The 14,589-nt window shown below is 52.7% G+C and carries 12 protein-coding genes; 8 read left to right on the forward strand and 4 right to left on the reverse strand.

Annotated features, from left to right (window positions below; translation table 11 throughout):
• Positions 1-8 precede the first annotated feature (8 nt).
• From H8K03_12005 to H8K03_12020, 4 genes are read right to left on the reverse strand one after another with little or no spacing between them, the layout of a single operon-like run.
• The gene (locus tag H8K03_12005) at positions 9-239 is read right to left on the reverse strand and encodes a hypothetical protein (GenBank protein UVT18550.1); all 231 of its coding nucleotides are present in this window, start codon (positions 237-239) and stop codon (positions 9-11) included.
• Entirely contained in the window at positions 239-514 is a 276-nt protein-coding gene (locus H8K03_12010) for a hypothetical protein (GenBank protein UVT18551.1), read from the reverse strand. The genes H8K03_12005 and H8K03_12010 overlap by 1 nt, the downstream gene beginning before the upstream one ends.
• A 51-nt stretch (positions 515-565) precedes the next feature.
• Positions 566-1,606, reverse strand: coding sequence for a replication initiation factor domain-containing protein (locus H8K03_12015; GenBank protein ID UVT18552.1), 1,041 nt, complete (start codon positions 1,604-1,606; stop codon positions 566-568).
• On the reverse strand, positions 1,603-1,914 hold the full coding sequence (locus H8K03_12020) for a helix-turn-helix domain-containing protein (GenBank protein UVT18553.1): 312 nt from the start codon (positions 1,912-1,914) through the stop codon (positions 1,603-1,605). The genes H8K03_12015 and H8K03_12020 overlap by 4 nt, the downstream gene beginning before the upstream one ends.
• A gap of 522 nt (positions 1,915-2,436) precedes the next feature.
• Between H8K03_12020 and hsdR the strand changes: the two genes are divergently transcribed.
• The 8 genes from hsdR (at position 2,437) to H8K03_12060 (ending at position 14,015) form a co-directional block, all read left to right on the forward strand.
• Complete coding sequence (gene hsdR / locus H8K03_12025) at positions 2,437-5,811, forward strand: type I restriction-modification system endonuclease (GenBank protein ID UVT18554.1); 3,375 nt, start codon at positions 2,437-2,439, stop codon at positions 5,809-5,811.
• Between the two features lie 21 nt (positions 5,812-5,832).
• Positions 5,833-7,305, forward strand: a complete 1,473-nt coding sequence (locus tag H8K03_12030; protein UVT18555.1) for an N-6 DNA methylase — start codon at positions 5,833-5,835, stop codon at positions 7,303-7,305.
• Complete coding sequence (locus H8K03_12035; protein ID UVT18556.1) at positions 7,302-9,002, forward strand: restriction endonuclease subunit S; 1,701 nt, start codon at positions 7,302-7,304, stop codon at positions 9,000-9,002. Before H8K03_12030 ends, H8K03_12035 begins: the two co-directional genes overlap by 4 nt.
• Positions 9,002-10,588, forward strand: coding sequence for an AAA family ATPase (locus H8K03_12040; GenBank protein UVT18557.1), 1,587 nt, complete (start codon positions 9,002-9,004; stop codon positions 10,586-10,588). The genes H8K03_12035 and H8K03_12040 overlap by 1 nt, the downstream gene beginning before the upstream one ends.
• Positions 10,585-11,436 (forward strand): hypothetical protein, encoded by an 852-nt coding sequence (locus tag H8K03_12045; GenBank protein UVT18558.1) that lies wholly within the window; start codon positions 10,585-10,587, stop codon positions 11,434-11,436. The genes H8K03_12040 and H8K03_12045 overlap by 4 nt, the downstream gene beginning before the upstream one ends.
• Before the next feature lie 38 nt (positions 11,437-11,474).
• On the forward strand, positions 11,475-12,371 hold the full coding sequence (locus tag H8K03_12050; GenBank protein ID UVT18559.1) for a restriction endonuclease: 897 nt from the start codon (positions 11,475-11,477) through the stop codon (positions 12,369-12,371).
• Between the two features lie 11 nt (positions 12,372-12,382).
• The gene (locus tag H8K03_12055) at positions 12,383-13,003 is read left to right on the forward strand and encodes a hypothetical protein (GenBank protein ID UVT18560.1); all 621 of its coding nucleotides are present in this window, start codon (positions 12,383-12,385) and stop codon (positions 13,001-13,003) included.
• 640 nt (positions 13,004-13,643) lie between these two features.
• On the forward strand, positions 13,644-14,015 hold the full coding sequence (locus tag H8K03_12060; GenBank protein ID UVT18561.1) for a hypothetical protein: 372 nt from the start codon (positions 13,644-13,646) through the stop codon (positions 14,013-14,015).
• Positions 14,016-14,589 lie beyond the last annotated feature (574 nt).

The following is a 14,589-nucleotide window of genomic DNA, read 5'->3' on the forward strand; positions in this document are numbered from 1 at the left end:
TGATGATGTTAGTTGGACCACCGAAACCAGCCCTGCTTCGTGCAGGACCAGAGATAGACCCACACCGTGCCGCAGCTCTGACACCGGCCACGCAATCGCGGCCCGCACATGTAGAGCTTCAAGACCCCGATGTGGCATTGGCGGCAGCGCACCCGTCGCTGGGTCTCCACCGCAGTTCGTATTTCACTGTTGAGAGATCCTGCCCGCGCTGTCAGCGGGCCAGGTGTGTGTGTCGCCATCAGACCCCTCCCGTGTGAATGGCTCCTGTAGGAGATGATTCGGCAGCCTGTTCCAGACGGATGCCGCACCAGGCCGCTTCCACATGAAGGAGATGGTCCACACGCGCCTGCAGGACCTGCATCACCTGCGCGTTGAGCCCCTCGGTCCTGGCAAGCTGATAGAGGCCCAGCCGCAGAATGTCGGAATAGGTGACATCCCGCTTTGCCGCGAGGCTCATGAGTAAGGCTCGTTCCTCATTCAGCAATCTGACGGTCAGCGCCGAACAACGCTTCATGACTCCCTCCCTGTAAACACCCATTTCATTCCTAACCCGGCCATCGGCTAGTTAGGTGGTCCCGGTGCCATAGGCCGCAGAGAACCCGTCTCTCGGATTCCACCAGCGGAGTTTGTGTTTCGTCTTCGCGAGATCCTGACCCGTCTGCAAGAGGGCCAGATGTTTACTGCGCCAGCGATCCACCCCATCGATGATGGTTCTGACAAGCCAGCGTTCCCCGGCCTCCGGATGGGCACACAGGAGGCCGAGCATCGGCGCCAGACTTTTCTCCGCCCAGCGTTTGACGTGCTCGATCTTGCGTACCGTCGTGACGACATGCAGCGTGGCCCGCTGCATCCCCTCGGTGAGGGTCTGCCACCAGCCTAGGATGGGCGCGTGATAGCGGTCCTTGGGGTCGTCCTCGCGCGTGCAGTCCCGGAAATCCACCGCAGTCCGGAACACCCCCACGATGTACTTCCGGAACGAGTCCCCATCGAGCGAGGCGAGGGCGAGTCCGACCGCTTGGGCACGCCGACTTTTCCATTCCATTTCCCAGCGCATCCACGGCCCGTCGACCGGTTTGTGTTTGGCCCGTTGTTCCGTCGCTTTATCGTAGACTCGGAGATAGGTATCCGATTGGCGAGACCCGAGGGCGAGCGTCTTCCCACGGTCTGACCCGGAGGGCACATCCAACCCGCCGATAATCTGGCACTGCCGGAAATGCGAGACGCAGTGGCCTTTGACCACGGCCTCATAAACCCCATCGACATCAATCACGCCCAGACGATCATCGAGGGCCACATCAATGCGCCCGAAATGCCCGTCCTGCGCCAGAACCCAGTGGGCTATTGCGTGAAACTTTTCAAAGGTCCAATGACGAATCAGTTCTTGGGAGAGATCGACGTGGACTTCGCGAGGGTTGCGTTTGGCCCCCGTCGCAATCCGGCCATAGCCGCTGTCATTCCCCCGGCAGAACCAGACCTCGCGGTAGCCTTCATAGCCCTTCTCGTCCCGGATCCAGTCTCCCTCACCGAGGAGTGCCTTCACCGTCTCAACGGTGGAATTGGGGACGGTGAACCGAAGCCATCCCAGTGAGAATAACCAGCCGCTCATGCGTCCCTCCGAGTCCTCGGTTGGAATTTGCGCCCCCGTTTGACCAGTCGGGGGCTCGGCTGCCCGTCGCGCCGTCGGCTGGCGCCGCCGGTCGCGCGGCGGGTCGCTCCCTCCTGCGTATCGATGGTGGGAAGGAGTCCCTGCCCCTTCCGCCTCATCGCTTCCTTCACTTGATCGAGGTCGAAGCGGACAAACCGGAAGATGCGCTCGACGGGGATCTCCCCACGGAGATAGGCCCGGCGCACGGTCTTCACGCTCACTTTGAGGGCCTTCGCCAGTTCATGAATGGTCAGCCACGGTGCGTTCATGCGTATCCTCGTGTCGCGGCGGCTCAACATGGTCCAGACTACCGAGGCTGACGGCATTCACGAAAGTGCCCGCGAGGGGACACGGGAGGTCAGTAGAGGACAGGGAAGGGACTCTAGTGTTGAGCGGCGATGCTGATGAGTTAGGCGGTCACTCTCGACTCCTTCGTCTCCGGTGGTTCGTGAGACGAAGTGTCTTGAATCATAAACCCCGCTCTAGACGCAAGGATGAGAAGCTCGTGAATGGGAGGTATTTCTGAGTTGGATCATACGAACGAGGACGAGTTGGGAAGAAACGGCAATAACGAACACGACGTTTCGAAGTTGAAGCCAAGAATATTTCGGCCCTGGGCCATTTGGAAGTAGTGAAGATGTAGCAACGCTATGAGATACAATGCTTAAAATATCGTGACAGTTTGTGATAGACCACTCAAAGATTGATGATTTCATTAAGGTAAGAGGAGTATCCTTCCACAGCCACAGCACTCATAACCCTGCAGTATTGTTTGCTCATAACTATCGAAGATGAAGCCTCCTCACCCGCTCGTCAGCAACTTTGCTCAGCTTCAAGAACACGACGAACAATTGCTTCGTTTGGGCCTCTTAGCAGAACGATATTTTCCGGAAGATCCCAATACGTCTCTGCTTAAGTTACGCCAGTTCACGGAACTCCTAGCCCAACACGTCGCCACGAATGTTGGCGAGTATGTCTCAACAGAGGAAGCTCAGCACCAGCTTGTCCGACGGCTACAAGATCAAGGCATCCTTCCACGGGAGATTGCTCAGCTATTCAGTGAGGTGAGACGCGCAGGCAATGCTGCCAGCCATGCGATGACGGGGGATCACCGAATCGCCCTTGCCATGCTCAAGATAAGCTGGCAACTCGGTATCTGGTTCCATCGGACCTTCAAGGATCCTGCTTTCAAATCGGGACCCTTTATCCCTCCGAGGACACCGAAAGAGGAAAGTGCCGATCTTCGAGATGAATTGGGCCGTTTAAGGGAAGAACTTGTCGAATACCAAGCGGCTCACCATGAAGTCACGCAACAGCTCGGCGCTATTCAGGCGAAACTGAAAGAAGCCACGGATGAGGGTTCATTCTGGGAGCAAATCGCTGCGGAAGCAGAATCAGCAAAAGCCGCACTCCAGCAGCAGTTAGCTGCACAACAGGCAAAAGCGGAGACGCAATCCAAGGCTAAACTTGCTGCCTTTGTTTCTGCATCGAATCAAGCTGCTGCAGCCGTACAGCTTGACGAAGTCGAAACCCGGAAGCTGATTGACCAGCAGCTCAAAGAAGCAGGATGGCAAGTTGATTCGCCAACGCTTCGCTATTCGGCAGGTACACGTCCTCAAAAAGGGAAAAACATAGCCATTGCCGAATGGCCAACCCAAAGTGGCCCTGCGGACTATGTGATGTTTGTAGGGCTTACACCCATCGCGGCGGTAGAAGCAAAGCGGAAGAATATCGACGTATCTGCAGCATTGCAGCAGGCCAAGCGATACAGCCGCACCTTCGCCGTAAGCGAGGGTGTTCAATCCCCAGGGGGACCATGGGGTGAGTTCCATATCCCATTTGCGTTTTCCTCCAACGGTCGGCCATATCTTCGTCAGTTGGCCACGCGAAGTGGCATTTGGTTTTGCGATCTTAGGCGTCCTGATAACATCGGTCATGTGTTGGATGGCTGGTACACGCCTGAAGGACTCACAGCGCTTCTGAAGCGCGATGACAATCGCGCGCACGAGCAGCTCGCAAAAGAGCCATTCAACTACGGCTTTACGTTGCGGCCGTATCAACAGGAGGCCATTCAGTCAATTGAGCAGGCGATTGCACGTGGCCAGAGAGAAATCTTACTGGCCATGGCAACGGGAACTGGCAAAACAAAAACCTGCATTGCCCTTATCTATCGGTTGCTGAAGGCACAACGGTTCCGTCGTGTACTCTTCCTCGTTGACCGATCAGCCCTTGGCGAGCAGGCAGCAAACGCATTCAAAGACACGCGTATGCAAAGCCTGCAAACCTTTGCGGACATTTTTGGAATCAAAGAACTGGGGGAACAAGAACCAGACAGTGACACATCACTTCACATTGCCACGGTCCAAGGTATGGTGAAACGGCTTCTCTATAGCTCCGAAGGGGTCATGCCGCCTTCTGTGGATCAGTACGATTGCATTATTGTAGACGAATGCCATCGTGGCTACCTACTTGATCGCGAATTATCTGAAACAGAATTGACGTTCCGAAGCTACGAAGACTACATCTCAAAGTATCGGCGAGTGCTGGACTACTTTGACGCGGTTAAGGTGGGGCTAACCGCGACCCCTGCGCTGCATACCACGCAAATTTTCGGGTTGCCGATCTACTCCTATAGCTATCGCGAGGCAGTCATCGATGGCTATTTGATAGATCATGAACCGCCTATTCAGGTTCAAACTGAGCTGTCCTCCAAGGGGATCAAATGGCAAGCAGGCGAAGAGGTGAAAGTCTATAACGTTCAACAGAACGAGGTGAAGCTATTCACTGCACCAGACGAAATAAAGATTGAGGTCGAGGAGTTCAATCGGAAAGTCATCACAGAACCATTCAATACGGTAGTATGCCAATTCCTTGCTCGAGAACTGGACCCTAGCACGCCTCACAAGACGTTGATCTTTTGTGTGAATGATGCTCATGCTGATCTGGTGGTTAAGTTGCTGAAAGAGGCCTTCAAAGGCTATTACGGATCAGTCGAGGATGATGCCGTCATCAAGATCACAGGAGCAGCAGACAAACCGTTAGAGTTGATCCGACGCTATAAGAATGAACGAAACCCCAATGTGGCAGTAACGGTTGATCTTCTCACGACAGGGGTGGATGTTCCGGAAATCTGTAACCTCGTCTTTCTTCGGAGGGTCAATAGCCGCATCCTCTTCGATCAAATGCTCGGGAGAGCTACGCGGCTCTGTGACGAGATTGGCAAAGAAACATTCAGAATCTTTGATGCCGTGAGGATCTATGAGGCGCTCCATGAGTTAACGGCCATGCGGCCAGTCGTGGCTGATCCCAAAATTAGCTTTTCCCAGCTGATCAGGGAGATGATGGCATCACAGGGAGATGATGTCCGTGCCCTGGCAAAAGACCAGTTCATTGCCAAGTTCCAACGCAAGAAACGGCACTTGTCGGAGAAGAACAAGCAGGACTTTGAGAGTCGAGCCGGCATGTCGCCGGAAGACTTTCTCAAGAGAATGCACGCGATGTCGCTGGACGACATCGCCTCTTGGTTTACACAGAATTCAGAATTGGGGGAGGTTCTTGATAGAAAAGGCGAGGGAAGAGCAGAACCCATACTCCTCTCTGAACATGCAGATAAGTTAAAAAACGTCGAGCGTGGGTATGGGAAAGCAACGAAGCCAGCTGATTACCTGAAAGAGTTTGAGGAGTTCGTCCGAAGCCAAGGAAACGCCATTCCGGCCTTGGTCACCGTACTCACGCGCCCACGAGAACTGACCCGCAAGCAATTGCGAGATTTGGCTCTGGCATTTGATAAGGCTGGGTTCAGCGAAGCCAATCTTGAAACAGCCTGGCGGGAGATGACGAACCAAGACATTGCAGCCAGGATTGTCGGATACATCAGGCAGGCCGCGTTAGGGGATGCCTTAATTCCGTATGAGCAACGGGTGGATCGCGCACTGCAAACAATTCTCACCTCCAAATATTGGACCGTCCCTCAGCGGCAATGGCTGCAGAAAATTGCGGCTCAGACCAAAGCCAATGTCGTGGTGGACCGTAACGCGCTGGATGATCCGGATCTGATCTTTAAGCGAGAAGGTGGAGGGTTTGCCCGAATCAACAGGATCTTCGATGGGGAGTTGCAACAGGTATTAGATAGCTTCAAAGATTCTATCTGGAATCCTGCGGCCTAGTGAAGGAGAGACCAGCGAGCTATGGGCAACGTAACGCATGACATCGTGGCCAAGCTGTGGAATCTCTGCAACGTCCTCAAGGACGACGGAGTGACCTATCACCAATATGTGACCGAGTTGACCTACTTGCTGTTCCTGAAGATGGCCAAAGAAACCAACGCAGAGTCACAGATTCCAGATGGCCATCGCTGGGATGATCTTGAGGCGAAAGCTGCTCCAGACCGTCTTGAGGCTTATAAGCTGACGCTGATTCATTTGGGCAGTCACGGGTCAAAGCTTGTGAAGGAGATCTTTGCCAATGCCAGCTCCTTTATCCGCAAACCCGCGACCCTTTCTACCCTGGTTGCCGAGATCGACAAGATCGATTGGTACAGCGCCAAGCAGGAGGGACTCGGCGATCTATATGAGGGGCTCTTAGAGAAGAATGCGAATGAGAAGAAGTCCGGGGCGGGGCAATACTTTACCCCACGGCCATTGATCGACAGCATGGTTGGTGTGATGAAGCCCACGCTTGATGACATCATCCAGGATCCAGCGGCGGGTACCGGCGGCTTTCTTATTGCAGCCAACCATTATCTGCGGGAGCATACGAATCCAGATCGTTGGACAGAGGGTCAGCAACGAAAGTACCGGCGCAATACCTTCTATGGGATGGAGCATGTGCAGGATGCGCACCGTCTCGCGCTTATGAATCTGATGCTCCATGGAATCGAGTCAGACCCCGAGGCGGGCGGCATCCACTACGGAGACACGTTGAGCCCGGAAGGGGAGGCGTTGCCTATGGCAACCCTCATTCTGACGAACCCTCCCTTCGGAACCAAGAAAGGGGGTGGACTCCCTTCCCGGACCGACTTCACGTACCCAACCAGCAATAAGCAATTATGCTTTTTGCAGCATGTCTATCGAAGCCTGAAAACGGATGGTCGAAGTCGTGCCGCGATTGTGGTGCCGGACAACGTATTGTTTGAAGGCAACATCGGGAAAGATATCCGTGCAGACCTGATGGAAAAATGTAACCTCCACACCATCCTTCGGCTGCCAACAGGTATTTTCTATGCACAGGGCGTGAAGACCAATGTGCTTTTCTTTACACGTGGCGAGAAGGATAAAGGTAATACCAAAGAAGTATGGGTCTACGACCTTCGTGCGAATATGCCGCAGTTTGGCAAGCGTACGGAATTGAAGCGGGAGCACTTCAAGGAGTTTGAGGCTGCGTTCGGGAAGGATTCGCTTGGAAGTCCCTCGAGCCTCAAGAAGCGGAAAGACACGGGCGAGAAAGGACGTTTTCGCTGCTTCTCCCGCAAATGGATTGCAGCTCGTGGAGAGAGTCTCGATATTGCGTGGCTCAAGGACGAGAATGAGGGAACAACGGCTGAACTGGGTGAACCAGTTGCGCTGGCACAAGAGGCAATGAGCGAGCTTGAAGGCGCGATGGAAGAGCTTCGAGGAATACTGCTAGAGCTGGGGGAAGATGTCGAGGAGATTGAGGCATGACGATGGAAAGCATGCTTCCATCTTCCTGGGTAAAGTGCAACCTTGGTGAGGTGATCGACTACGGCGTAACGTATAAAGCTGAACCTGAAGAGATTCCAGCCAACGCCTGGGTACTTGAGCTGGAAGATATTGAAAAGGATACATCAAAGGTACTGCAGCGTGTGAAGTTCGCGCAGCGTCAATCAAAGAGCACAAAGAACCAGTTTTCCGCTGGAGATGTGCTCTACGGTAAGCTGCGTCCCTACCTGAACAAAGTGATACGGGCCGATGAGGACGGTTACTGCACGACTGAGATTATCCCGCTGAAGCCATCGGACGTAATAAAGGGTGGGTACCTCTTCTACTGGCTAAAGCATCCGACATTTTTGGAGTACGTCACTAGGGTGAGCCATGGGCTGCACATGCCACGCCTCGGCACAGAGGCCGGCAGAAATGCTCCCTTCGTTCTAGCACCTACTAATGAGCAGAAACGCATCGCCGATAAGCTCGACGCAGTTCTCGCGCGGGTTGATGCTTGCCGTGAACACCTCGACCGCGTCCCGATGATCCTAAAGAAGTTCCGCCAGGCCGTTCTCGAGGCTGCGATATCCGGTGCGCTGACGGAAGAGTGGCATGAAGACAATCCCAGAAAAGCAGATGCGACGAAACTGGCAGAGGAAATCCAAGGAGCGCATGTGGCTGCGGGAGGCCACAAGAGAGGCAATGCTGCTCCTCCAACAGAGGATGTGCATGATTTGACCCCTGATATGTTCCCTCGAGGCTGGGCATTGTTGACTCTCCGGGACCTTGTGTTGCCGGATCGCCCAATCACCTACGGTATTCTTAAGCCTGGCCCAGAGCAGGTAGGAGGTGTCCCTTACATTCGCGTCGCCGATTTCCCTAGCGATAAGCTAAACGTTGCTTCTATCAGAAGAACCTCGAAAAGAATCGATGAAGAATTCAAAAGGTCACGCCTCAGGTCAGGGGACTTACTTCTCTCGATTCGGGGTACCGTCGGGCGAGTAGTCGTTATCCCCGACGAACTTCAAAATGCCAATATCACACAAGATTCTGCGCGCTTATCTATTCAGCCATCTATCAATCGCGATTATGTGCTTTGGTATCTTCGGTCGGGCTTGGCTCAATCAAGAATGAAGGGCTCAACAAAAGGAGTGGCTGTTCGTGGAATTAATATTGGTGACGTTCGTGCCATTCAAGTGCCACTGCCTTCTCGGGACGAACAAGACGAAATTGTGCGCCGCGTTGAAGCCCTTTTTCAATACGCAGAGAGGCTTGAACGGCGCTATGTCGCTGCCCGTGAACAGGTAGAACGCCTCACCCCAGCCATTTTGGCTAAAGCATTTCGCGGTGAACTTGTTCCGCAAGATCCTAATGATGAACCCGCTTCCAGCCTGCTGGAACGTATTCGCAGTGCAAAGGCAAAGCTGCCGACACAAGAGCAGAGACGCAAACCTCTTTTGAAAGCTGCTAAGCGGAAATCCAAGGAGAAATCTCTCATGGCCAAGAGTCGTTTCGATAATGACGTAATGGGAAAACCATACCTCACCGGTCTTCTAAGGCAAATTGGTGGTAGTGCGAAAGTTGCAGACCTCTTCCAGAAAGCAGATCTCCCCGTGGTCGACTTCTATAAACAGTTGGCCTGGGAGGTTGAGAAGGGACATGTGTTGGATAAACATACTAGCTTGAAAGTGGCCTAATGCGTTTGGATCGCGTCTATATCGATGGATTTAAGAATCTGAAAGGCGTCGATGTCGATTTTGACGAGCACCGCCTTACAACAGTAGTAATCGGCCAAAACGGTTCAGGTAAGTCGAATCTGATTGAGGCGATCACCGACATATTCCGGTTTGTCGACTTGGGCCGTGCCCAACCACGTTTCGTCTATGAAATTGATTACCGTATTGGATCGCATAAGGTCCGCTTAACGAATCGTGAAGGCGCTCCTGCAATCATCGTGGATGGGCAGACGCTGGCGCGGACGGAATTTGAGAGGAATAAAGCTAGCCTGTTCCCTGATCTTGTGCTTGGTTACTACTCCGGCAGCAGTCGGCGACTTGAGAAGCTCTACGACGGTCACCAACGGCGTTACTACGATGCGATCAAGCTCAATGACGATGAGGAAGAATGTCGGGAAGCCCTTGTTGACCGACGCTTGTTTTACTGTCGGCCCATTCACGGAATCTTTGCGCTTCTATCATTCTTCGCGTTTCCAGATGCGACCGTGGGACGACTTCTAAAAGAAATGCTCGGAGTTACAGAGTTTCATTCGGCGCTTGCACTTTTTCGAGAACCCTGGTTTGCGAAGAGCAGGAAGAAAAAGACTCCCTTGCCAAGCCCTCAGAATCTCTGGGCTGCACAAGGTCCTGCAGGAGCATGCGCGAGAGGACTGCGTGATGTCGCCTTTCATCCACTCGCGTTGGAAGACAAGCCTATTGACGACTATCGAGACAAAGGAGAGACGGAGGAACAGCTCGCGATATTCTTGCGAGACATGAGAGCGTTGCAGCGCTTTGCGGGTAAGTATGCTGATAGTAGTGAGATGTTTGCTGCACTCGAAGCGGTGGATATTTCAGACCTGTTCCGTGATTTGCACGTATGGGTCAAACGAACTAACGATCAGAGTGGTGACGTGAGTTTCGCTGACCTTTCTGATGGTGAGCGGCAACTCCTAATGGTGCTCGGACTGATTCGTCTATCAAGGGACAAGAAAGTCTTATTTCTTCTTGACGAACCAGATACGCACCTTAATCCGGTGTGGCAACATGCTTACCTTGCGCTGATTCGAGAATGGACAGGTATAGAGGGTAACGCTTCGAAATGTCAGTTCATATTAACATCGCATAACCCACTCACAATTGCGGCGTTACACAAAGAGGAAGTGCGAGTCATGTTCACAGATCAAGCAGGTAAGGTAACCGTAAGCGCACCCTATACTCATCCTAGGGGCATGGGATTTACGGCCACTCTTACAGAGATCTTCGGGCTTTCTTCTAGCCTCGATCAAGAAACACAGCGCGAAGTCGACGAGCGCAATAATCTAGCACGTCTTGCACAACGCTCTGAGGAACAGGAAAAGAAGCTTATTGAGATGAACGACAAGCTTAATCGGCTTGGATTTATGTTTGAAGACCGCGAGCCTCTATACCAAGACTTCTTACGGGCGTGGCACGACGTGCGTTATGCCGATCGGCCGCCTCTTTCGCCAAAACAAATAGAATTGAGGCATAAGGCCATGAGCGAATTGATTAAGGCTCTTATGCAGAAGAAGGCTGCTGGTTCGTGATCTACGTAAAAAGGGACTCAAGCCTTATTCCCGAGGCTGTGATGAAGGTGGCATTGAGGGCGCAAGGAAAGCTGGAATCACTTCCGGAAGCCGAACGCATATCTTTCATCAAAAAGAAGTCCCACATCTGGAGAAAGTTTGCACGGTACCTATCGCAAATGTCTTATGGGAAATGTTGGTATTCTGAAAGTTGTGATCCTCAATCTTTCTTTGATGTCGACCATTACCGTCCGAAATTAGAGGCTAGACGATCAGAGGAAGTGGTGGATCCAGGCTATGCTTGGTTGGCCTTCTCTTGGGATAATTTCCGCTATTCTGCACAACGATCCAACCGCATAAACAAGAATGAAGAGACGGATCTAAATGAGGGGAAAGGTAATTGGTTTCCTCTGATGGAAGGAAGTCCCATGGCTTGCTGGCACGATCGGTGTGAGGGCGCAGAAAAGCCTGTCTTGCTCGACCCTGTTAATAGAGCAGACGTTCAGTTGATCGATGTCATGGCTGACGGGAGGATAGGGCCCAGTCTGACATGTATTGGCACTTCTGTTCATCGTGTTGAGCGATCCATTGAACTCTATGGGCTTAATCTCCCGCGTCTGAAAGCCGCCCGATTGAAAGTCATGCGAGAGGTGGCGGATCTCCATTCCGTGTTGTTCAAAATGCTTGAGGCGGGAGCTTCTGCTGGCGAAATGGCAGATTCTTTACCTGTCCAGCAACAAATCGACTCCATCAAGTTCAAGACACTTCCGATAAGCCCTTATTCAAAAGCTGCTCGCGCGCAGCTATTTCGATTGACAGGTGGAGCTTCCTTATGTGCACAGCCGGAGGAAATGGCTGAGACAACATGAATGTTAGCTCGAGTGGCAGTTCGGAGAAAGGCTGAAGTATGACCAAAGGCCTGTCAGTTCGACCTCCCAAGTATACCGACTACATCAATCCGGTCTTGGAAGTGTTGAAACGGCTCGGTGGTTCGGCGCGACCCGCAGAGGTATGCCCAGCCATTGCCAAGGATCTTGGACTGCCTGATTCTATTCTTGAAGAGCGTCTCGCGAACGGAGTCTCACGCTTTGAGAACCAGGTGCACTGGGCACGGTTTTACCTCGTGAAGGCAGGATACATCGATTCCTCTAAGCGTGGTGTGTGGTCGTTGACCGAAAAGGGGAGAGTTGCTTCTCGAATGTCAGAAGGAGATATCCGCGAACTGGTGAAACATGTTCTAGAGATTACAGCGCGCCCCGAAGGGATTGTGCCCCCGGCTGTGTCCTCTGGTGGGATGAAAGGTGTGGAACTAGAGGAACTGACTTTGCCAGGTATGCCAGACTCCACATATCGTGAGCAGCTACTCGCTACCATGAAATCGATACCGCCTGCTGGTTTTGAAAGATTATGCCAGCGGCTCCTCCGAGAATCCGGTTTTGAGGAAGTTGTGGTAACAGGGCGTTCAGGTGACGGTGGAATTGATGGTCATGGTGTACTCGAACTCAATCCGTTCGTGAGCTTCCGTGTCTACTTCCAATGTAAGCGTTACGACGGATCAGTGGGACCAGGTGTAGTGCGAGATTTTCGCGGAGCCATGATGGGCAGGGCAGACAAAGGTCTCATCTTAAGCACGGGTAATTTTTCTACGGAGGCGAAGCGAGAAGCGATTCGTGATGGTGTTCCACCCATCGAGCTCGTCGATGGCGAAAGGCTCATTCAGATGTTTGAACAACTAGAGTTGGGCTTAAAGCCGCGCAAAACCTACGACCTTGATCCAGATTTCTTTAAGCCTTTTAAATCGTAGATGAAATAAGCATGAAGTGTAACGATAGGACGTCTCCCAAAAGGAGTTGTGCACCGAAAAGGAGGGGTAACTTCCTATCTCTTGAGGACATCATCGAGGACTACATCGTCAGGGTTCGGCCTGATGCTGCCGCAGAGCTTTCCTATTATGGAAGTCGTCCTTCGCTGGCGGAAACCATCAGGATTGGCGCAAATGGCATTTATCGTGGTGAAAAGCGGCATGATCATCAAAGAAGAATTCCGGCTCAGTCTTTGGCAACATTCGCGCAGCGCTTGTTGGACCACGAGCCTGATATTCGAGCATGTAAGTCCTTTTCAAAACTCCATGATCTTCTAGCAAATTTGTCAAAGGACATTTATAGGGTAGGCCCTCTCACGGTATATGACACTGCTACTCGAATCGGGGCAAAGCGTCGGTTATTTCCGCGCGAAGTGTATCTCCATGCAGGAACAAGTCAAGGTGCCTTGGCGTTGGGAATCGACTCAGGGTTGAAAACAGCAAGCTTGTCCATTTTTCCAGATGAATTCAACAGGCTGGAACCTTACGAGGTAGAAGATGTCTTATGTATCTATAAGAAGGAATTACGCAAGCTAGCTCAGGGAATGCGATCAAGAAGTACCCGGAATCTTTGATTGGGACCGTGAAAGGATACCGAGACTCCTTTCTGGCTACATCTACCTGACCAGTAAACCTTTATTCGAGGATGGCAAGTCGCCATCGGCTATGGACGGCCGGTTAGCACCTGCGAGGCGCATCGCTCGCGCCAGTAACTCTGTCACTCCCGCTGCGGGGTCCTCTCCGGCCCGCCGGTTCCGGCCTTTGTCTCCTGTTTCCTCGGTGAACTGTACGGTGCCTCTCCTCCTCCTGTGAGAGAGTCACCTACAGTTCAACACAAGGAGGAAACGAGATGGCGACCAACAATTCATCCAAACGACCCGCGACGACGTTGCGATGTGGGAACATCAAGGCCACGATCTGGCAGAATGTCCATGAGAAGGGGCCGTTCCTCTCTGGCGCGGGAAGAACCATGTTCCTGTCGGACAGCTGGTCGAGGATTTCGCCCGCTATCTCTACCTTCCCAGATTGCGGAACCCCGAAGTGTTGCTGGAATCGATTCGCAGTGGGCTCGGTCTTCTTTTATGGCATCAAGAGTAGTTTGCCTACGCCGACAGTTTCGATGAAGCTGCTGGCCGCTATCGTGGCCTGCGCTGTGGGCATCCTGTTCTCATCACGAGCACCGATCCGGGGCTGCTGGTTCGGCCTGAAGTCGCGGTGCAGCAGCAGGAAGCTGAGGCTAAGACAGCTCCTTCCAAGACAGGACAGTCAGAAGCAGAAGCCGGCGGCGAACCGAACACGGGAGGGGCAGGAACTGGCAAAGGCACTGCTGCGACGCCCAAAGGTTCACGCGCGCCAAAACGTTTTCATGGAAGCGTCAGTCTTGACCCAACCCGCGTAGGTCGCGATGCTGGGCGAATCGCCGATGAAGTGATCTCGCACCTTGTCGGCCTGATGGGCTCCGATGTGAAAGTGACCTTGGAGATTGAGGCTGAGATTCCAAACGGCGCGCCGGATAACGTGGTTCGGACCGTCACCGAGAACAGCCGGACATTGAAGTTCACCAACCAAGGGTTTGAAGAGGAGTAAATCCTCTATCATGTTCGTAAGTTCTTAGGCTTCGCTCTTGTTTTTGGAGCACAATCATCCTGACTATTGATCAGTGCGCTTGGAGATTATGGTGCCAGAGACCCCTCAGCCGCCTTTACACCTCTTAACAATTCCAACTGAACCGCGGCTCAATGAAGCGCTCGGTTGCTTGGCTATCGCTCACACGCACCTCGAATTGATCCTCAGATATTGCGTGAAAACAATCGCAAGTCAGACCATACGACAGGGGCTCGACGCAACAGAAGGAGAACGGATCTCAGACTTACGAACCAGAATTAAACGCCTATTCAAGGAGAGAAAAGCAACAGCGCTGGAGAAAAACACATTAGATGCCCTTCTCGGTCGAGCAAAGCGCTTATCAGAAAAGAGAAATTCATATGTTCATCGAGCGTGGTCGCAGACTGGTGCCGGAAAAATAATCAGGAAAGATGAACAGCACCAATGGGGAGCCGCACCCACCGAGGACGAAATCATGCATGCGGCTCGAGAAATCACGCAACTAGTTAAGGAAATCAATACTGAGCGGCTCCATGGCTTCATCAGGGAGGTTGTC

Origin of the sequence: Nitrospira sp., assembly GCA_024760545.1 — a bacterium.
Taxonomy (GTDB): Bacteria; Nitrospirota; Nitrospiria; order Nitrospirales; family Nitrospiraceae; genus Nitrospira_D.